Source organism: Alcanivorax sp. S6407, from assembly GCF_023016115.1.
Lineage (GTDB): Bacteria > Pseudomonadota > Gammaproteobacteria > Pseudomonadales > Alcanivoracaceae > Alcanivorax.
Genome location: NZ_JALKBH010000002.1, coordinates 435,192 through 454,333 on the forward strand (window position 1 = coordinate 435,192; position 19,142 = coordinate 454,333).

A 19,142-nucleotide genomic window follows, 5' to 3' on the forward strand; every position below is an offset into this window, starting at 1 on the left:
CGGTGTATTCACAAAACACCCGGCTGATTGTGACTACTGCAGACGGGCATTCAAGCCCTCAATGGCCGCCAGGATGGTCTGCTGACGAACGGCATGGCGATCACCTTGAAACTGGAAGCACTGTGCCTCGGCATAGCCCAACTTCTGCCCCCAGGCGATCCAGACCGTGCCCACGGGTTTTTCCGGGGTACCACCGTCAGGGCCAGCGATACCGGTGACCGCGACGCTGATATGACCACGGGAATGACCGATGGCACCGCGGGCCATTTCCAGCGCGGTCTCTTCGCTCACTGCGCCGTGGGCTTCCAGGGTGGCAGCGCTGACGCCCAGCATGTCCTGCTTGGCATCGTTGGAGTAGGTTACGAAACCACGCTCAAACCAGCGTGAGGAACCGGCGATTTCGGTCAGCTCGCGGGCAATCCCGCCACCGGTGCAGGACTCCGCCGTCACCGCCATCAGTTTCTGTTTGACCAGGGTATCCGCCAGCTGCTGCGCCGCCTGTTGAATTGCGTCCTGTTCCACTGTTGCTGTCCTGTCAGATGGGTGAGGCCCTCTCCAAGGGCGATCCAGCCACGTATCTTACCGGGCAGTGCTACGACTCGACACTACCGCATCACGCCGATTGTGCCGCCAGCCACTGTGAGGGAGCACAGCCCGCTTCGCGGCGAAAGGCGCGGGTAAAGTTGGCACTGTCCCGGTAGCCCAGTTCCAGGGCGATCTCCAACATGCTCAGCTGGCCCGCCCGAATCAGCTCGCAAGCCCGCTGGAAACGAATCTGCCGGGACAGCTCACGGAAACTTGCCCCCTCATCCAGCAAACGCCGGTCCAGGGTTCGCGGCGAGATATTCAACAGCGCCGCCAGCTCCTCACGGGTGGTAATCACATCCCGTGAGTAGGTCAGCATGGCGGTGACCCACTCCACCAGTCGACCTTCTTTCAAGGTCTGCTGAGCCAGCTCGCTGCACTGGCGCTCCGCCAGTTTCAAGGCGCCGGGGTCGGCCATGGCCAGCTCGCGGTTGACCAGCCCGCGGGGATAGAGAATCCGGAACCCGGGCCGGATCGGCCAGCCAAAATGCCAGCGGGCCGGTTTCAGAGCGCCGTAGCGGTCCAGATGACGTGGCGTGCCGGTGGAAAGATAAAGATCGTAGGCGGGCATCTGCCCCTGCAACAGCGACAGGATTTCCCAATGCCAGGCCACCGCAATGGCCTCAATGTGAAACTGAAGGCAAAGAGCCGATTGGCCTGCGGCCACCGTCAGCAATACTTCGTCCTGCTCACCACCGCGCCGATACTGCAATCGGAAGGTGGGCATGATGATGCGGAAATACCGCGCCAGTAGCTGGAAGACATAGTCCAGATTTGGGCTGCTCAACATGGCGTAGCCGAGCATGCCGTGGGAACTGAGCTTGAGACTGCGCCCCAGTTCAAAGGCCCAGGGAAAGTCCGGGGCAACCCGGTACACCTCGGCGATCAGGCCCTCCACTTGGGGCAAACTCAAGCGCCCCTCCGGATCCGCCAGGGTCTGCGCGGCAATGCCTGCCTTGGCATGAATGGCCTCGACATCCAGCCCCTGCCCGGCCAGCAGTTCACCAAGCCGCGCGTAATAGCGGGCCGGGATAAAGGGAAGCGCATCCGTCGCCATGGCGCACCTATGAAAATGCCTGTCAATAAATGACAACAGATTGACTACAAATGACAAGTTTGGCAAGCCCGAATCCGGGACGCTGCACTCACCGGTTTTATTCACTCAACGGTGACTTGCGAGGCAAACAACAATGACAACCCCGACTCCCTCTTCGACTGTGCCCTGGACCGACCGAAAGTATCTGCTTTGGCTGGCCAGTCCGTTTCTGCCCCTGCTCGGCTTTATGACCCTGCTGGCAGGCTACCTGCTAGAGCAACCTGCCCTGTACTGGCTGATGCCGGTGTTCTTCTATGCCGTCCTGCCCCTGCTGGACTGGCTGGTGGGTACTGACATCAACAATCCGCCGGAAAGTGCCGTGGCCCAGCTGGAAGCCAACCGCTACTACCGCGCCATTGTCTATGCCTACATCCCGGCGCAGTACGCCACCACCATCATGGCGGTCTGGCTGGCAACCACCACGGATACCGGCATACCCGGCCTGATCGCCCTGCTGATTACCGCCGGCCTGATCAATGGCGTGGCCATCAATACTGCCCACGAGCTGGGCCACAAACGTGCCGATCTGGAAAAATGGCTGGCCAAGATCACCCTGGCCCCGGTGGCCTATGGACACTTCTTTGTGGAACACAACCGCGGCCACCACAAGAACGTGGCCACCCCGCGTGATCCAGCCAGCTCGCGCATGGGCGAAACCTTCTATGCCTTTCTGCCGCGCACCATGATCGGCAGCCTGCGCTCCGCCTGGGAACTGGAAGGTGAACGACTGGCGCGTCAGGGCAAGTCAGTGTGGTCTTTTGACAACGAAAACCTGCGTGCCTGGGCCATGACCTTGGTGCTGTTCGGCGCCCTGACCCTGTGGCTCGGTACCGGTGCGCTGGCGTTCCTGCTGATCCAGGCGTTCTTCGGCGCAGCCCTGCTGGAGGTAGTGAACTATCTGGAACATTACGGCCTGCTGCGCCAATGGGACGAACGCACCCAGCGTTATGAGCGCTGTGCACCCAGCCACTCCTGGAACAGCAACAATGTGGTGACCAACCTGCTGCTCTACCAGCTGCAGCGTCACTCCGATCATCACGCCAACCCGACCCGACGCTTTCAGTCCCTGCGCCACTTTGACGAATCTCCGCAGCTGCCTTCAGGCTATGCGTCCATGCTGATTCTGGCCTACTTCCCGCCACTCTGGTTCAAGGTGATGAACCCGCGGGTGGCAAAGCACTACGGCGGTGATATCAGCAAGGCACACCTGTACGGCCCGAAGCGGGAGCAACTGATCAGAAAGTGGCAGACCGCAACCACCAGCAGCCCGCAAAGCGTTGCCAATGAGACGTCTGCACAAGCGCAACAAGATGCTGACAAGACAGCATCCGCGAGCCGCCATCGCTGCACCAACTGCGGCTATATCTATGATGAAATTCACGGCAACCCGAGCGAAGGCTTTGTGCCCGGCACGTCATGGAAAGCCATTCCTGCAGAGTGGTCCTGCCCGGAATGTGCAGTGAGGGACAAGGCAGACTTTGTCCCGCTGTTGGCGGATGCCAACCAGTAACCCATCAAACTCAGCCCGGTTCGCCGGGCTTTTTTTGCGGTTCATCGCGGGTTTGTGGGAATCTGCTGTTCCAGCGCTCTACTCCGCCCTGAGTGAAATCGATGCCAGCAGGGATTCAGCGTGCTGAACGAAAAGAGTTTTGATCCTGGGTTTTTGTTCGCCCCTCCAGTGGGGCTCCTACAGCAAGATCCGCCCTCGGTGAACTCTGTGCCCTCTGTGGTAAATCCGCTTTTGATCTTTGCGTGTTGCGTGATGCATGAAGCGTGAAGCGTGAAGCGTGTTGCGGCCGCAGAGCGGCCCAAAAAAAGAGCCCGAAACGGGCTCTTTTTTGTGTCCAGACGGGTTTCGATTTCAGTGTCAGCCCCACAAGGAAGCAAGGGGCAGACCCGGCAAATCAGCCTTCCAGCTCCACCAGCGATTCTTCCAGATAATCCAGCATACGCTGAATCCGTGGCAGGGTTTCGCGGCAGGCGATGATGCCGAATTCGAGACTGTCGCAGTAGCTGAACACGGTGATATTCAGGGCGTAACCGTGCATCACCAGGGATACCGGGTAGGACGCCAGCATCTTGGCATCGCCCATGTACAGTGGCTGCTTCGGCCCCGGCACATTGGAAATCACCAGATTGAACAGCGGGTTTACCCGGCCGGAAATCCCGGTCATCTGGCCCACGGACAACGGCAGGTTGGAGATCATGGTGAAGATATCGATCTCGGCCTTTTCCATGGAGCGGAGACGATCTTTCACCCCGTTCATGGAATCCTTGATGGCTTCCAGGCGCTCCACCGGATCATGCAGATGGGTACCCAGGCTGACCTGCACCGTGGTGATCGCATTACCGCCCTCACCGGATTCTTCCATGGAGCGCAGCGCCACCGGTACCTGGGCCACCAGCGGGTCGTTGGGCAGCTTGTCCAGAGACAACAGGTAGCGACGCATGGCGCCACCGCACATGGCCAGGAACATATCGTTGACGGTGCCGTTGTGTTTCTCGGCAGCCTTCTTGATGCGCTCCAGTGACCAGGACTGGGCAGCGAAGCGGCGCGCACCGGTGACCCGGTGGTTGAATACCGTCTTGGGGGCCTGGTAGATGGTCTTGATGTTGCTTTCCTTGGGCTGACGCATCAGGTCGACAAACTGGCTGGTGCCCCGCTGCACATTACGCAGAGACTTGATCAGGCCCACTGGCGCCGCCTTCTTCTTTTTGCGCTTCTGCGGCAGGCGGGTATTCCACTCGGAAGACCACGGCGGCGGGAAGCTGGTATCCGGGCTGGTGGACATGCGCGATTGCAGCAGGTTCATACCGCCAGCACCATCCATCATGGAGTGGTGCATCTTGTTGTAGACCGCAAAACGGTTCCCTTCCAGCCCCTCGATCAGGTAGCTCTCCCACAGCGGACGGCTGGGGTCGAGGCGCTGGGCATGCAGACGTGACACCAGCGCCAACAGCTCACGCACCCGGCCGGGACGCGGCAGTGCCGAGTGACGCACGTGATAGTCGATATCGAAGTTCTCATCGGTCACCCAGGAGGCATCCACCTTGCCGGGCACCCGAGAGTGCAGCTTCTGATTGAACGGACGGCAGATACCTTCCACATCCACCATGCGGCGATAGTTCTGTTCCAGGTAATCATCAGGGGCATCCTCAGGCAGACCATAGAGCTGCAGCATGCCGATGTGCATGGGGGTTTCGCGGGTTTCCATCATCAGAAAACCGGCGTCAAAAATGGAAAGTTTCTTGCCCACTGTGCATTCTCCTGAGCGATAGCGCCTTAATGTGCCTGTAACCTACGCCGGGCATGAAAAGTGCACCATGACAGAACCCGGTTCGGAATGAGCCATCTGGACAACGCTTTACGTTCTGTTACGCTCAGCACATGACTGATGCCTTTGCTCCCGTACTGGTGAGCCTGCCTTCCTCCTTCCTGACAATCACCCCTGCAAGCGGCGTGGTTGCGAGCATCCCTGCCTTTCTCTCCTGACGCCGAACGGCCGTGCCTGCGCCGGAAGTTCGGCGCCAACAGCACCTTCATCCTTACCAACGCCGCCCTTGTCAGGAGAACAAAATGGCCAATTTACCCCCTATTACGGTCACCACCGTGGACCGCGCCCGTCTCTATGCCCTGCTGGAACAGCAGCCCGATGACAGCGATGAAACCGAGCACCTTTATGTTGAACTGGAACGCGCCCGTATCGTCACGCCGGAGCAACTTCCCGAGGGCACCGTTTGCCTGGGCAGTCATCTGCGTTTTCGTGACACCGACAGCGGCAAGGAGCACCAGCGCGTGCTGGTGTTGCCGCAAGACACCGGCCACTACCCGGATGCCATCTCCATCCTCAGCCCGGCGGGGGCTGCCCTGCTGGGGCTAAGCGTCGGCGACAGCATTCACTGGCCGTACCGGCAACGCACCCTGCACTTGCAGCTGCTGGAGGTCAGCAGCGCCGAACCGGGTTAACCCCCGGTTCCCGGCAGCCTCTCAACTGCTACACTCAAAACAAGGGCAATGACAGGGAGAACTACATGACACGCTTCCGCATCGAGAAAGACAGCATGGGCGAGCTCGAGGTACCTTCGGACGCCCTCTATGGCGCCCAGACACAACGCGCCATCGACAACTTCCCGGTCAGTGGACAGCGACTTCCTGCCGCCTTTGTTCGTGCCCTGCTGCTGGCCAAACGCGCCGCCGCCGAAGCCAACAGCCAGCTGGAGCAGATCCCCACCGCAATGGGTGAGGCGATTTGTCACTGCGTGGACGAGCTACTCGACGGGGACTTCATGGAACACTTCCCGGTGGACGTGTTCCAGACCGGCTCCGGCACCAGCTCCAACATGAATGCCAACGAGGTACTGGCGACCCTGGCCAGCCGTCGTTACGGCCAGCCGGTCAGTCCCAACGATCACATCAACTTCGGCCAGAGCAGCAATGATGTGATCCCCTCGTCTATCCACATCAGCGCCGCCCTCGCCCTGGCGGAAGACCTGCTGCCCGCCCTTGAGCATCTGGTCACCGTCACCCGGGAAAAAGCCACACAGGTACACCGCTTTGTGAAAACCGGTCGCACTCATCTGATGGATGCCATGCCCGTGCGCATGAGCCAGTCACTCAACGCCTGGGCAGACCAGATCGAACACAACATCCGCCAGCTGCAACACCTGCAACCCTCGCTGCAGAGCCTGGCCCAGGGCGGCACCGCGGTGGGCACCGGCATCAATGCTCACCCCGATTTCGCTGTCCGTTTCAGCCAGGCGCTCAGTACAGACACCGGCCTGACCTTTACCCCGGCAGCCAATTTCTTTACCCATATCGGCTCCCAGGACATAGCCGTGGCCCTGTCCGGGCAACTGAAAACCACCGCCGTGTCGATCATGAAGATCGCCAACGATCTGCGCTGGATGAATTCCGGTCCATTGGCCGGGCTGGGCGAGATTGAACTGGAAGCGCTGCAACCGGGTTCCTCGATCATGCCCGGCAAGGTCAACCCGGTGATTCCGGAAGCCGCCGCCATGGTCGCCGCCCAGGTGATTGGCAACGACACCACCCTGACAGTAGCCGGGCAATCGGGGAATTTTGAACTGAATGTGATGCTTCCGCTGGTGGCAAAAAATCTGCTGGAAAGCCTCACCCTGCTCAGCAACGTGAGCCGGCTGCTGGCCGACAAGGCCATCGCCACTTTCACGGTGAGAGAAGACAAGCTCAATGAGGCCCTGGCTCGCAACCCGATTCTGGTCACCGCCCTCAACCCCATCATCGGTTACCTGAAAGCTGCCGAGATTGCCAAGCTGGCCTACAAGGAAGGCCGGCCGATTATCGAGGTGGCCGAGGAGCACACCGACCTGGGCCGGGAGGAACTGGAACGGCTGCTGGACCCGGCCACCCTGACAGAAGGCAACCCGGGCTGATGCGTCGACCACTTCCCAACCTCAATCTGCTGGTGACTTTCGAAGCCGCTGCCCAGCAACTCAGTTTCAAACAGGCAGCACAAGAGCTGCATGTGACCCCTTCCGCCGTCAGCCAGCAGATTCAGCAACTGGAGGACAGCCTCGGCGTCAAACTGTTTGAGCGGCACAACCGCTCGTTGACACTGACCCAGGAGGGGCAGGACTACCTCGGCCAGATCCGTTCGCACCTCAACGGGCTGCGTCGTGCCACCCGCGCTCTGACCGCCCCACGTCACGACCGGCTTCGGGTCAGCGTCATGCCACCGGTTGCCGCCCGAGTGGTCCTGCCCGGCATGGAAGCCTTTCGCGCCCGACACCCTGACGTGGAGCTGGAGGTGGAAACCAATCTGGCCAATGTGGATCTGAATAATGGCGCCTTCGATCTCGCCATCCGTTATGGCCAGCCCCCCTGGCCCGGACTGAGCCATGAAAAGCTGGCCGATGTGATGATTCAGGTCTTTACCCCCAATGGTTTTTCCGAGCGCTTTGGCCTGCAGGGAAATGTACAAGCCATGAGTCAGGTGCCCCTGGTACACATGACCGGGCGCCCGGAAGCCTGGCAGCAATGGTTCGAGAAGCTCGCGTTGCCGGCCCCGTCCGGGCCGAACTATTACGTAGACGACTACCCTGCTGCCGTACAGGCAGCAGAAACGCTGGGCGCCGCGCTTGCCATTTACCCGGTGGAATATTCGCTGGTGCAGAGTGGCCGCGTAGAAGCCCCCTTTCCACCCATCGGCCCCCTGGACGGCGCCATCTATGCCGTTTATCCGGAGAACACGGATCTCCCGGGGGGAGGCCGGGCCTTTATCGACTGGCTCCGGGGGCGACTTGCCGAGTTGCCGGACTGAAGCCCGACTCAGATAAGAACAGCTAACCTGAACCGTTAATTTTTATCGTTTGTCGGCCAGCCGTGGTCTGCCTAGATTAGTGCGGAAACCGCTTCAAGGATTTCGCCCATGGCCAGTCTTCATACCCTTTCATCACTGCCTCCCCGTACCTTCCTTGCCAGTCACCGACAGGACGAACTGGATGCCCTTTTTGCCACCCTGCCCGCGGCACAGCCGTCAGAATTGCAGGGCGAGTACCAGGGCACCCTGTTTGGCATCCGCGGGCTCAGCGGCCTGCCTGTAGCCTTCAAGGGCATGCTCTACCGGCTGCTGGCGACCTGGCTCAATCCCTGGGAAGGCAAGCAGTTTGACGGTGATAACGGGGCCAACCTGTGGGGTCACGGCCGTCTGCAAGGCCGCTGGGGGCAGTACCGGATTCAGCCTCACACGGACAATGCTGTACTGGCGCTGGATTACAATGTGGATGGCAACCCCGCCCTGCTGCGCCCGATCCTCGGTGAAGTGCGGCGCTTCCAGGATGGGCTCTTTCTGGCCCGCATGCGATACCGCACCCGTCGTGACACCCACACCCTGCTCTATTTCACTTTGCAGGAGACACACTGATGCCGGCTGCCATCCAACCTCATTCGACCATCGTTATCGGCAGCGGCTTTGGTGGTGCTGTGGCCGCCAGCACCCTGGTCGATGCGGGTGAGTCCGTGTTGTTGCTGGAACGTGGGCCATGGCGCGATACCTCCGCCACTCGTGAGGCCGGCATTGACCGCCGCGCCCCCCTGCCTGCCGGTCGCCATGCCCTCACCGGTCTCATTCACCGGATCGGCCATCGCCGGCTTTCCGGCCTGGGCTGGCGCTGGTCACGACGCGGGCTGTTCGATATCCACCTGGGCAGAGACATGACCGTAGTTGCCAGCAACAGTGTAGGCGGGGGCAGCCATGTCTATAGCGCCATGAATACGCGCCCCGAAGACGGTGATTACTGGGAACGACCCGAGGCCGGTATCCGTGCCGCCGACATGGACAAGCACTATCAGTGGATGCTTGAGCGCATGGGCGCACGCCAGGCCCGGGCAGAAGACCGCATCCCCAATTGGACCCCGCAGGCCTTTGCCAATACCACCGCCTTTGTGGCGGATGACAGCGTGCCGCAGCCGGCCATGGCGATTCGTATGGATGGGCAGCAGGAGGACTATGCCAACAACAGTTTCTTCGGCAGCGCCAACGGCGCCAAGATGACGCTGGACCGGGCCCTGCTCCTGCCCGCCATGGAGCGGGGCCTGGAGGTAGCGGCTGAACACGAATGCCTGAGCCTCTGGCGCCTTGCCGACGGAGGCTACCGACTGGAGGTCATGGATTACGCTGCCCGCCGGCGTCGATACCTGCTGGCCGATCGCGTCATCCTTGCCGCCGGCACCCTCAATACGCTGCGCCTGTTGTTTCGCAGCCGTGCGCTGGGGGGGCTTGGCGGCATGCCGGCCCTGGGACACGGCTTTGCAGGCAATGGAGACTGTGTCGCATGGTGGGCGCTAAATCAGGAAGGCGCAGACTTCACACGAGGCACCGCCACTCATGGCCGTTTTGCACTGCGCGATCCCCGCACAGGCAAGGCTCAGCCCGGCCCGAACCTGAGCCGTTACGGATTCAACGGTATCGACACCTTGCCCCTGCCCGACATGCTGAAAAGGCGCCTGCGCCGGGACGCCCTGCTGGTTGCCATGGGCGCAGACCAGGCCGACGGCGTTGCCAGCTGGCACCGCGGCCGGCTGCGGATTCGCTACCTGGCCGACAACAGCCCGATACTGGCCGACATCAAGGCGCTTTTTGCGGAAGTCGCCCGCCGCAGCCAGCGCCCGGTTCGCACCCTCTCCGACCTTCCCTTTACCGTTCATCCACTGGGTGGGGCCCGCCTGGCGGGTACCGAAAAAGACGGTGTCGTGGATGGCAGCGGCCAGGTATTCGGCCACCCTCACCTGTATGTGGCGGACGCCGCGGCCTTGCCGGCCGCCCCCGGTACACCGCCCTCCATGACCATTGCCGCCTGGTCCCGCCATGTGGCACTGGGGCTGGCCAGGGCAATACAGGATCACCCCATCTCCGCGAATGAAAACAGGACAACAGCATGATCAATCTTGCTTCTTCTATGCTCGCTTCCACCGCACGCCAATGGCGAGGCGCCGCTGCCATGGTGCGTACCCGGCAACCGGAAAAAATTCTGGAGCTCTATGACATGGAGGGCTGCCCCTGGTGCCGCCCGGTGCGGGAAGCGCTAACCGAGCTGGATCTGGATGTGCTGATCAAGCCCTGCCCCAAGGGCCAGCCGGGGCACTGGGAGGCACTGGAACAGGCAAGCGGCCAACGCCGTGTTCCCTTTCTGGTGGACCCCAACAGTGGTGAACAACTGGGCGAAAGCGAAGCCATCATTGCCTACCTGCATACCCGCTACGGGAAGGGGCAACCTCCGCGCCGCACTCCCGCCCCCTGGACCAGCAAGCTGGCCAGCGGGCTACGGCTTGCCAGGGGCACCCGAGGCCGTGCATCGACCAGACCGGCAGCGCCTCTGGAACTTTACAGCTTCGAAGCCAGCCCGTTTGCCCGCCTGGTCCGTGAACGTCTCAGTGAACTGGGCCTCCCTTACATACTGCGTAATGGCGGCAAACAGCAGCTCAGCGATCAGGGCCTGCCATGGTTAAGACCCGGCAAGGGCCCCTACCGTCCACTGCCCGACACCAATCGGGCCCAGCTGCAGGAAAAAACCGGGCGCGTGCAATTTCCCTACCTGTATGACCCGAACACAGAAGAAGGCCTGTATGAATCCAGAGCCATTATCCGCTACCTGCAAAACCAGTACGGACAGTGAGGTGAGGGAGGTGAAAATCTTCCAATGGTTACCACTCGGCAAAGTGCCGGAAGTGGCACCAACGCAGCTCTATCACAGGCTGAGTGAGGTACAGATTGTGGATGTGCGGACTCGCCGGGAATTTCTCAGTGGCCACATCCCCGGTGCCCGTCATCTTGCCATTACGGATTTCAGGCGACATGCCATCGAAGCACTGGCGCTGGACCCGAACAGGCCGGTAGTGGCTATTTGTCGCTCGGCCCATCGCAGCCTTCCGGCGACACGCCAGCTTGAGGCAATGGGGTTCAATGCCTCACAGCTGGCGGGAGGAATGCTGGAATGGAAAGCCCAGGGCTTGCCGCTACAAAAGACGGGCGACCCGGAATACAGGAAGGCTCAACCTTCCAGCTCGGCCAAGGATTCCTCGAAGTAGTCCAGGAAACGCTGGATGTGTGGCAGGGTATCGCGGCAGCCTATCACCCCGAATTCCAGGCTGTCCTTGTAGCTGACCACGGTGATATTCAGGGCATAGCCGTGCAGCACCAGGGATACCGGATAGGTCGCCTGCATCTCGGCACCATTCAGGTAGAGCGTCTGTTTCGGTCCTGGCACATTGGAAATGACAAGGTTGAACATGGGGCTCACCCGCCCGGACAAACCAGTGATCTGTCCCAGCGACAGGGGCACATTGGTGAGCAGGGTATAGACATCGATTTCGGCCTTTTGCATGTCGCCGAGCCGGCCTTTCACCGACTTCATGGAATCCTGAATCGCCGCCAGCCGCTCTTCCGGTGAATCCAGGTGAGTGCCAAGACTGACCTGCACGGTGGTAATGGCGTTACCGCCCTCGCCGGCCTGATCGGCACTGCGCAAAGCCACCGGCACCTGGGCGACCAGTGCTTCATCCGGCAAGCTGTCCTGACTGAGCAGGTAACGACGCAATGCGCCGCCGCACATGGCCAGGAAGATATCGTTCACCGTGCCGTTGTGTTTCTTGCCTGCCGCCCTGATGCGCGGCAGCGACCAGGATTGGGCGGCAAACCGTCGCGCCCCGGTCACCCGCCGGTTGAGCTGGGTCTTCGGCGCCCGGTAAATGGTCTTTACATTGCTGTCTTTCGGCTGGCGCAACAGGTCTACCAACTGACCAGTGCCCTTGGAAACATTGCTGAAACCCTGACGTACAGAGGCCTTCACCTTTTCGCCTGGGGAGCGTTTGGGCTTGTTGGCATCCCAGGCACCGGACCAGGGCGCGGGTATTTGTTCGTCCGCACTCTTGGCCATGCGCGACTGCATCAGGTGCATGCCGGCCATGCCGTCCACCATGGAATGATGCATCTTGGTGTAGAGCGCAAAGCGATTACCTTCGATGCCTTCGATCAGATAGCACTCCCACAGGGGGCGGCTGGGATCGAGCCGCTGGGCATGCAGACGCGATACCAGCGCCAGCAGCTCCCGGATCCGGCCCGGGCGCGGCAGCGCCGAGTGGCGCACGTGATAGTCGATATCAAAGTTCTCGTCTTCTACCCAGGCCGCATCCATACGCAGCGGCAAATGCGCCTGAATCTTCTGGCTGAAAGGTCGGCAGATACCGTCCACGTCCACCAGATAGCGATACATGCTTTCCATGTAGTCAGCGGGCGCATCTTCAGGGAGATCGAACAGCGCCAGCCCGCCAACATGCATCGGGGTTTCCCGGGTTTCCATCATCAGCCAGCCGGAATCCATAATGGAAAGTTTGCGCGCCATACTCTGCTCCCAGTGAGTTATTCTTGGTAGTGAGGTGCCACCGGACAGGATCCACTGTGTCACTCTCCTGACACAGACACCAAACTCTTCATTGTCCGCATTATGGCCCTGCACTCATTGCCATATTCGTTGTTTTTGGTTATCGACAGATACAACCGTGCCTCGCCCTGTTTACATAGGATGGAAGAGAAAGGAAAAAGAGAAAAGGAAGCAAGGCTCCGAAATCCCTTTCGGAGCGGGGTCGATTTCTTCGAACGCCGACGATCGCGTTCGGTTAAAGCTCACTCATCCGGCCCACATCCCGGGCCATGCGCATGGCTTCGTGGCGCTCAAGCTCCTGCAAGGCCCCCAGCAATTCCGCCACGGCCGGGGTCGGCGCCTTTTCAGCCAGGTGCTGATAGAGACCGATCAGGTGCTCGTGAAGCTCCAGCACCCGCATCACCAGCACATCGGCATCATCGCTGCGGAAGTCCAGCGGCTCGGCCAGATGCTTCAGTGTCGGTGCATTGTTGAGGTAATCCGTCAGCCAGGTATCAAGGGCACCGCCGGCGGCATCGGCCTCGGACTGTTCGATGACCTTCTCCAGCTTAGCCTCATGATCACTCAGATAGGCCAGCAACATACGGATCCGTTCCTGTCCTTCCACGGTAAAACGGGTATCCAGGTCCCTGGCCACGTGGTGATGGACCTTACGGGCCAATTCCATCACGTCTCTTACCGTTTCTACGCTCATCTTGCTTCTCCCTGTCCAGATTAACGCCATGGGCTCAGACACCAGCCTGCAGCCATCCCATGCTGACATGCCTCCAGTATGCGCCCTCCTGCCAACAGAATACTGACCTGTGTCAGGGAAGGTCTCAGCCGTTTATCCATTGTACGGCTCATGCAGGGGCACCGGCCTTTGATAACTGCGCTTGCCGATGTTACAGAATCCGCTCCAACACCCGCGCCAGATCAGCGGCAATGTCCTGCTGACCCGTGGCTGGCGACATCGCATGGTGCTGCATCAGATAACGGAAGGCACCGTCCATGGCCGAATAGAGCAACGGCGAGAAAGCACCGACATCATGGCCGGCCTGCACCCAGGCCTGGGCCAGCACCTCGATGAGCCCCTGCTCGATATCATTCACCGTGTCGCGAAACGAGGGGTCGAACAGGGCCTGGTTACGAATGTCATACCACAACCGGTGGGTAGGGCCATCATTGAAAATCGATGCTGCCAGCGCTTCGGCCAGCCGCTGAATCACCGCCTCCCGTCCTTCGCTGCCATCGAGGGCACTTTTCAGGTAGGCAAGAAAATCAGCCTTGTAGGCCAGCACGCAGTAAGCGATCAACTCGGCCTTGTCTTCAAAATAGTAATGCAGCATGCCCAGGGACAAATCCGCCCTGGCCGCGATGTCGCGCAGACTGGTATTGGCAAAGCCAAGTTCCTGCAAAGCCTGCAGGGCACTGTCCGCAATCAGCGCTTTCTTTTCATTACGCTTCTGGGCATTTCGCTGCGCGCGCTGCTGCAATTTTTCCGGTAGGGAATCCATCATGCTGCCTCACCTCCACCTCCAAATCACAGGCAGCACCAGGTACGACCCGGCACTGCCTACGCCCATTTCAGGAGAGAGGATCAGCCTTGCGCTTCCATCAGCACCTCGCCGAAGCGTTCACGGAGCTGGTTCTTCATCACCTTGCCGGTGGCACCCAGCGGCAGATCTTCCACAAAGATGACCTTGTCCGGCACCTGCCAGCTGGCCACCTTGCCATCGTAGAACGCCAGCAAGGCTTCCTCCGATACATCAGCTTCGCCATTCTTCACCGCAATCAGTACCGGGCGCTCATCCCACTTGGGGTGACGGGCAGCAATTGCCGCGGCATTGGCGATACCGGGGTGGGCGATAGCGATGTTTTCCAGCTCCACGGTGGAAATCCATTCCCCGCCAGACTTGATGATGTCCTTGGAGCGATCCCGAATGATCATGTAGCCATCCGCATCCAGAGTGGCCACATCACCGGTATCAAACCAGCCATCGGCGGTCAGTGCCGATTCGTTCTTGCCGAAATAGCTTTCCACAATCCAGTGACCGCGGATCTGCAGGTCCCCCTGGGTCTCACCGTCACGTGGCAGTTCGTTACCCGCTTCATCGACAATTCTCAATGACACGCCATAGGGCGGGCGTCCCTGGCCCTGACGAAGCAGCGCCTGCTCTTCCGCACTGAGATGCTCATGCTTCTGCAACAACTGGTTCATGGTGCCCAATGGAGAGGTTTCGGTCATACCCCAGGCATGGATCAGATCGACGCCATACTTGTCCCGGAACTGGTTGATCATGGAAGGCGGCAGCGCCGAGCCCCCGACCACCGTACGCTTGAGACTTTCCGGCTTCTTGCCGGTACGGGCCATGGCTTCCAGCAACCCCATCCAGATGGTCGGCACACCCAGTGCCAGGCTGACGGACTCGGCGTTCAGCAGGTTGACCAGACTGTCGCCATCCAGATGCGGCCCCGGCAACACCAGCTTGGCACCAACAGCAGCGGCCACATAGGGCACACCCCAGGCGTTGACATGGAACATGGGGACCACCGGCAGCACGGTGTCGCGCGCCGAGATAGCCAGGCCATCGGGCTGGTTACCGCCCAGTGAATGCAACACGGTGGAGCGATGGGTGTACTGCACGCCTTTCGGGTTGCCGGTGGTTCCAGAGGTATAACACAGGGCCGCCGGGCTACGTTCATCCACCTCCGGCCAGTTGGCCAGGGGTTCCACTTCCTCAAGCAGCTCGTCATAGAATTTGAGGCCTTCGAGCATGCCTTCCGCTTCCGCATCACGGGCCCCCATCAACACAAAATGGCGGACACTCTTGAGCTTGGGTTTCAGTGCCGCAACGGCAGGCAAAAAGGTGCGGTCGAAAAACAGCACCTGATCGTCGGCATCTTCCACAATGTAGATCAGCTGTTCGGGGGGCAGGCGGGGATTGATGGTGTGGGTGATGCGACCACTGGAGGCCACGCCATAGTAGATTTCAAGATGACGCCGATTATTCCAGGCAATAGTGGCGCAGCGGCTGCCGGCTGGCACCTGCAGCTTGTCGAGCACTGCGGCCAGGCGCCGGGCATTGCGAGCCACGTCTCCCCAGGTCAGGTGTTCAACCTCACCGCTCACTTCCACCGATACCACTTCCGTGCCGGCATGGTAGTTCATGGCGTGGTCCAGCAGGGACCCCACCGTCAGTGAGTCATACATCATGGTGCCATTCATACTCTCTCTCCTGAATCTAAAAAGTTTTCTTTATCGTTTTTTTAAACAGGTCTTGTCAGGCTTGAGCCTGATCTGCCTTGATCATGTCTGCGGCTTTTTCCGCAATCATGATGGTGGGAGCATTGGTGTTGCCGCTAACCAGCGACGGCATCACGGAAGCATCCACCACACGCAGTCCTTCCAGACCACGGACTTTCAATTGCGGGTCGACAACCGCCATGTCGTCCAGGCCCATCTTGCAGGAGCCCACCGGGTGGTAAACGGTATCGGAGCGGGAGCGCAGGTGATCTCTCCAGTCTTCGTCGGTAAAGTCAGGGCGCACCCCGAACATGGGCTCTTCGCGATACTTCGCCAGCGGCTCGCCTTCCAGAATATTGCGGGTGATCTTGGCCCCCTTGAGCAGGGTTTCCAGATCGCGATCGTCGCCCAGGAAATTGGGGTCAATCCCCGGCGCCGCCAGCGGATCACCACTCTTGAGGAACACCCGGCCGCGGGAATGGGGGCGCAGCACACAGACGTGACAGCTGAAACCATGGCCCAGGGTGAGCTTGCGGGCGTGGTCGTCGACCACCGAAATGACAAAGTGCAGCTGTAGATCGGGGCGAGTGACAGATGCCTCGGATTTGACGAAAGCGGCCCCTTCCGCGAAAGGCGTGGCAATCATGCCGGTACCATCTTTTCGCCATTGCAGGATGTGCTTGAACAGATTGAAGCTGGCGGCAATGCCGATGCCGAAGTTGTCGGTATCTTTTGATCGATAGGACAGGATGAAATCAATGTGATCCTGCAGATTCTGGCCCACGCCGGGCAGTTCGTGGACCATGTCGATGCCGTGGGGAGTGATATCTTCCGGCCGACCGACCCCCGAAAGCTGCAGCAATTGTGGGCTACCGAAGGCGCCACCCGCCACCAGCACCTCACGTTTCGCTTTCACCACCGCATCCTGTCCCTTCTGGTGATATGCCACCCCGGTGGCTCGCTTACCCTCGAAGACAATGCGGGTCGCGTGGGCCGCAGTGATCACGGTGAGATTGCTGCGATCCATGACAGGATGCAGGAAGCCTGCTGCCGTGGAGCAACGCTCGCCGTTTTTCGGCTGGCCGTGAAACTGGGTCACCTGGTAGATACCCGCACCCTCGTTATCGCCAGTATTGAAGTCCTCTACTACCGGGTAGCCGGCCTGTCTGGCCGATTCAACAAAGGCATGGGTTACCGGGCGGGGAGATTTCTGGTTGCTGACATGCAGCGGCCCATCGGCACCATGAAACGCATCGCTACCGTTTTCATTGTTTTCTGACTTGATGAAATAGGGGAGCACTTCATCCCAGGACCAGCCGGCACAACCCTGCTCGGCCCAGTTGTCGTAATCTTCCTTCTGGCCACGCACATAGAGCATGGCATTGATGGCACTTGAACCGCCCAGGGCCTTGCCGCGGGGCTGATAACCCAGACGGCCGTTCAAACCGGGCTGGGGCTCGGTCTCGAACGCCCAGTTGCTGACCATGCCGTTGGGCAGCATGGCGACCACGCCAGCGGGTGCACGAATCATGATGTGATCACCCTGGCCGCCGGCTTCCAGCAGGCACACGGAAATCGAAGGATCTTCACTGAGCCGGGCTGCCAGAACGGCACCCGCCGACCCGCCACCGACGATGACGTAATCAAATTCCATCTTGCACTCCCTGTTGTTCTTTTCAGTATTGTGCGGCCCAGCGCATCGCGCCCTCGCAGGCCAGCACCCAATCAACCACCTAATTTGGTCATTTGTCCAGTTTCCTTGTACTAACCTTTGGGTTGTTTTTTGTAACTTTGCGGGCCGGTCCACAGTGAACCCGTCGGCCCGACCATCCGGCGGACGCCAGATGCCACAAGGGCACGGTTATCGTAATCTCGAAGTATCAGCACCCAGAGGGAGAACGGGATGCGATTTCACAAGCAAAGCACCTACCCTTACCCGGTCACCACGGTGATTCAGCTGTTTTCCGACAAGGACTATTTTCTTGAGAAACACCGCCTTACCGGTGCCCAGCGGATCCAGCTATTGGAGCAGCGTCTCGACAACGGCATCAGTACCATCACCGTGCGCCGCGATGTCTCCCTGGAAATCCCCTTACCCGCCTTCGCCCGCAAATTTATCCACGACACCGTCACCCTGACCCAGACAGATCGCTGGGACCAGACCAGGCGAACCGGCACCCTGGACATTCACATGACCGGCACTCCGGCAAAGGTCACCTGCAACATGAAACTGTCTGAGGCGAATAGCGAGACGGTGCTGGATCTGGACTTCGACATCGAGGTCAACGTGCCCCTGGTGGGCCAGAAGATTGCCGCCCTGATGGCACGGGATCTGGACAGAAAATTTCAACGCGATGACGAGAAAGGCAAAATTGTAATGGCAGAACTGGCCAGGCGTTATCAATGAAGGGATATTGGTAATGACAGAATCAGGAAAAGGCCGCAGCGGCGGCCTCTGCCTCATCCTGACATTTAATGCTTTCTCAGGGTAAAGAGCGCGCCAACCCGCCGGCGATAATCGTCGTATCGGGGGCCGATACTGTTGCGAAGATCCTTTTCTTCAAAATAGACACCAATAGCGATATAGATCGTCAGTCCTACCGCCATCATCAACGCCGATGCTGTCATCGCCGGGGTAAACCAGACTCCCACCAGCACGCCCAGCATGATGGGATGGCGGCTATAGCGATACATCCAGTTTTCCTTGAACGGTAACGGCGTGTACTCGCGATTGTGGGCGGCCAGCCAGGCCTGACGCAAACCGAACAGATCAAAATGGTTGATGGCAAAAGTAGCCGCCAACAGGTAGCTCCACCCGGCCACAAACATTAACCAGAACAGGATCGCCGCCCGCCCTTCGACCTGCCAGCCAACGCCGTTCAAAGGTTGCCAAAGCACCACCACCAGCATCAGTGCAGCGCCGCTCATCAAGACATAATTACTGCGCTCAAGGGCCGCGGAAAAATGTCTGTTGATCCACGATTTGAACGCCGGTCGCGCCATGATGGAATGCTGCCCACCCCAAATGGCAAGTAACAACAGATTGACAAACCCTGCGCTCACATTGTTGTCGGCTACCACCACCATCTGGCCAAGCGGTAATAGCCCCGCCATTGCAAACACAAGAGCGGCCAGCCCCGTGACACCGATGACATAGGCGAAAACGCTATATGCGATCAAACTATAGGCATGAGAATGATGTTCCTTGATATCCGTCTGCTTGGCAGTAGTCGCCATGACAAAGCCCTCCATGGTATGTCCTGACAACGAGTGTGTGCCCATTCAGGTAACGCATCCCGGAACCGGTCTACAAATCCA

At 59.8% G+C, this 19,142-nt stretch carries 18 protein-coding genes; 9 read left to right on the plus strand and 9 right to left on the minus strand.

Annotated features, from left to right (window positions below; all coding sequences use genetic code 11):
* Positions 1–33: 33 nt before the first annotated feature.
* The gene (locus MWU49_RS05220) at positions 34–522 is read right to left on the minus strand and encodes a CinA family protein (protein ID WP_246969034.1); all 489 of its coding nucleotides are present in this window, start codon (positions 520–522) and stop codon (positions 34–36) included.
* A gap of 91 nt (positions 523–613) precedes the next feature.
* A complete protein-coding gene (locus tag MWU49_RS05225; RefSeq protein ID WP_246969037.1) occupies positions 614–1,642 on the minus strand; it encodes an AraC family transcriptional regulator in 1,029 nt (342 codons plus the stop codon).
* Positions 1,643–1,775: 133 nt separating this feature from the next.
* Between MWU49_RS05225 and MWU49_RS17855 the strand changes: the two genes are divergently transcribed.
* Positions 1,776–3,191, plus strand: a complete 1,416-nt coding sequence (locus MWU49_RS17855) for a fatty acid desaturase (protein ID WP_348646690.1) — start codon at positions 1,776–1,778, stop codon at positions 3,189–3,191.
* Positions 3,192–3,585: 394 nt separating this feature from the next.
* Here MWU49_RS17855 and MWU49_RS05240 read toward each other — a convergent pair whose 3' ends face one another.
* Positions 3,586–4,938 carry a wax ester/triacylglycerol synthase family O-acyltransferase gene (locus MWU49_RS05240; RefSeq protein WP_246969040.1) on the minus strand — a complete coding sequence of 451 codons (1,353 nt, stop codon included), beginning with the start codon at positions 4,936–4,938 and terminating at the stop codon, positions 3,586–3,588.
* 320 nt (positions 4,939–5,258) lie between these two features.
* On the opposite strand from MWU49_RS05240, the gene rnk reads away from it, so the two are divergent.
* The 7 genes from rnk to MWU49_RS05275 all read left to right on the plus strand — a co-directional run bounded on the left by rnk (position 5,259) and on the right by MWU49_RS05275 (position 11,246).
* Positions 5,259–5,648: a nucleoside diphosphate kinase regulator gene (rnk, locus tag MWU49_RS05245; RefSeq protein WP_246969043.1), complete on the plus strand. Its 390-nt coding sequence runs from the start codon at positions 5,259–5,261 to the stop codon at positions 5,646–5,648.
* Between the two features lie 65 nt (positions 5,649–5,713).
* Positions 5,714–7,093, plus strand: coding sequence for a class II fumarate hydratase (locus tag MWU49_RS05250; protein ID WP_246969046.1), 1,380 nt, complete (start codon positions 5,714–5,716; stop codon positions 7,091–7,093).
* Complete coding sequence (locus tag MWU49_RS05255) at positions 7,093–7,980, plus strand: LysR substrate-binding domain-containing protein (protein WP_246969048.1); 888 nt, start codon at positions 7,093–7,095, stop codon at positions 7,978–7,980. Before MWU49_RS05250 ends, MWU49_RS05255 begins: the two co-directional genes overlap by 1 nt.
* Before the next feature lie 108 nt (positions 7,981–8,088).
* The gene (locus MWU49_RS05260) at positions 8,089–8,583 is read left to right on the plus strand and encodes a hypothetical protein (protein ID WP_246969050.1); all 495 of its coding nucleotides are present in this window, start codon (positions 8,089–8,091) and stop codon (positions 8,581–8,583) included.
* Positions 8,583–10,100, plus strand: a complete 1,518-nt coding sequence (locus MWU49_RS05265; RefSeq protein WP_246969053.1) for a GMC oxidoreductase — start codon at positions 8,583–8,585, stop codon at positions 10,098–10,100. The genes MWU49_RS05260 and MWU49_RS05265 overlap by 1 nt, the downstream gene beginning before the upstream one ends.
* Complete coding sequence (locus MWU49_RS05270; RefSeq protein ID WP_246969055.1) at positions 10,097–10,834, plus strand: glutathione S-transferase N-terminal domain-containing protein; 738 nt, start codon at positions 10,097–10,099, stop codon at positions 10,832–10,834. Before MWU49_RS05265 ends, MWU49_RS05270 begins: the two co-directional genes overlap by 4 nt.
* Before the next feature lie 10 nt (positions 10,835–10,844).
* Positions 10,845–11,246 (plus strand): rhodanese-like domain-containing protein, encoded by a 402-nt coding sequence (locus MWU49_RS05275; RefSeq protein ID WP_246969057.1) that lies wholly within the window; start codon positions 10,845–10,847, stop codon positions 11,244–11,246.
* On the opposite strand, the gene MWU49_RS05280 is transcribed toward MWU49_RS05275, so the two are convergent.
* The 5 genes from MWU49_RS05280 to MWU49_RS05300 all read right to left on the minus strand — a co-directional run bounded on the left by MWU49_RS05280 (position 11,210) and on the right by MWU49_RS05300 (position 17,478).
* Complete coding sequence (locus MWU49_RS05280; protein WP_246969059.1) at positions 11,210–12,559, minus strand: wax ester/triacylglycerol synthase family O-acyltransferase; 1,350 nt, start codon at positions 12,557–12,559, stop codon at positions 11,210–11,212. The two genes, MWU49_RS05275 and MWU49_RS05280, sit on opposite strands and share 37 nt — an antisense overlap.
* 274 nt (positions 12,560–12,833) lie before the next feature.
* A complete protein-coding gene (locus MWU49_RS05285; protein WP_246969062.1) occupies positions 12,834–13,292 on the minus strand; it encodes a hypothetical protein in 459 nt (152 codons plus the stop codon).
* Positions 13,293–13,482: 190 nt separating this feature from the next.
* The gene (locus tag MWU49_RS05290; RefSeq protein ID WP_246969065.1) at positions 13,483–14,097 is read right to left on the minus strand and encodes a TetR/AcrR family transcriptional regulator; all 615 of its coding nucleotides are present in this window, start codon (positions 14,095–14,097) and stop codon (positions 13,483–13,485) included.
* A gap of 80 nt (positions 14,098–14,177) precedes the next feature.
* On the minus strand, positions 14,178–15,806 hold the full coding sequence (locus MWU49_RS05295; RefSeq protein ID WP_246969067.1) for a long-chain fatty acid--CoA ligase: 1,629 nt from the start codon (positions 15,804–15,806) through the stop codon (positions 14,178–14,180).
* A 55-nt stretch (positions 15,807–15,861) separates the two neighbouring features.
* Complete coding sequence (locus tag MWU49_RS05300) at positions 15,862–17,478, minus strand: choline dehydrogenase (protein ID WP_246969070.1); 1,617 nt, start codon at positions 17,476–17,478, stop codon at positions 15,862–15,864.
* A 249-nt stretch (positions 17,479–17,727) separates the two neighbouring features.
* On the opposite strand from MWU49_RS05300, the gene MWU49_RS05305 reads away from it, so the two are divergent.
* Positions 17,728–18,231 (plus strand): DUF2505 domain-containing protein, encoded by a 504-nt coding sequence (locus MWU49_RS05305; RefSeq protein ID WP_246969071.1) that lies wholly within the window; start codon positions 17,728–17,730, stop codon positions 18,229–18,231.
* 65 nt (positions 18,232–18,296) lie between these two features.
* On the opposite strand, the gene MWU49_RS05310 is transcribed toward MWU49_RS05305, so the two are convergent.
* Positions 18,297–19,061: an isoprenylcysteine carboxylmethyltransferase family protein gene (locus MWU49_RS05310; RefSeq protein WP_246969074.1), complete on the minus strand. Its 765-nt coding sequence runs from the start codon at positions 19,059–19,061 to the stop codon at positions 18,297–18,299.
* Positions 19,062–19,142: the final 81 nt, after the last annotated feature.

Bases quoted from the DNA above. Each gene is read 5' to 3' on its own strand.
- MWU49_RS05225 (WP_246969037.1), bottom strand. From the start codon at position 1,642: ATGGCGACGGATGCGCTTCCCTTTATCCCGGCCCGCTATTACGCGCGG.
- MWU49_RS17855 (WP_348646690.1), top strand. From the start codon at position 1,776: ATGACAACCCCGACTCCCTCTTCGACTGTGCCCTGGACCGACCGAAAG.
- rnk (WP_246969043.1), top strand. From the start codon at position 5,259: ATGGCCAATTTACCCCCTATTACGGTCACCACCGTGGACCGCGCCCGT.
- MWU49_RS05250 (WP_246969046.1), top strand. From the start codon at position 5,714: ATGACACGCTTCCGCATCGAGAAAGACAGCATGGGCGAGCTCGAGGTA.
- MWU49_RS05255 (WP_246969048.1), top strand. From the start codon at position 7,093: ATGCGTCGACCACTTCCCAACCTCAATCTGCTGGTGACTTTCGAAGCC.
- MWU49_RS05260 (WP_246969050.1), top strand. From the start codon at position 8,089: ATGGCCAGTCTTCATACCCTTTCATCACTGCCTCCCCGTACCTTCCTT.
- MWU49_RS05265 (WP_246969053.1), top strand. From the start codon at position 8,583: ATGCCGGCTGCCATCCAACCTCATTCGACCATCGTTATCGGCAGCGGC.
- MWU49_RS05270 (WP_246969055.1), top strand. From the start codon at position 10,097: ATGATCAATCTTGCTTCTTCTATGCTCGCTTCCACCGCACGCCAATGG.
- MWU49_RS05280 (WP_246969059.1), bottom strand. From the start codon at position 12,559: ATGGCGCGCAAACTTTCCATTATGGATTCCGGCTGGCTGATGATGGAA.
- MWU49_RS05285 (WP_246969062.1), bottom strand. From the start codon at position 13,292: ATGAGCGTAGAAACGGTAAGAGACGTGATGGAATTGGCCCGTAAGGTC.
- MWU49_RS05290 (WP_246969065.1), bottom strand. From the start codon at position 14,097: ATGATGGATTCCCTACCGGAAAAATTGCAGCAGCGCGCGCAGCGAAAT.
- MWU49_RS05295 (WP_246969067.1), bottom strand. From the start codon at position 15,806: ATGAATGGCACCATGATGTATGACTCACTGACGGTGGGGTCCCTGCTG.
- MWU49_RS05300 (WP_246969070.1), bottom strand. From the start codon at position 17,478: ATGGAATTTGATTACGTCATCGTCGGTGGCGGGTCGGCGGGTGCCGTT.
- MWU49_RS05305 (WP_246969071.1), top strand. From the start codon at position 17,728: ATGCGATTTCACAAGCAAAGCACCTACCCTTACCCGGTCACCACGGTG.
- MWU49_RS05310 (WP_246969074.1), bottom strand. From the start codon at position 19,061: ATGGCGACTACTGCCAAGCAGACGGATATCAAGGAACATCATTCTCAT.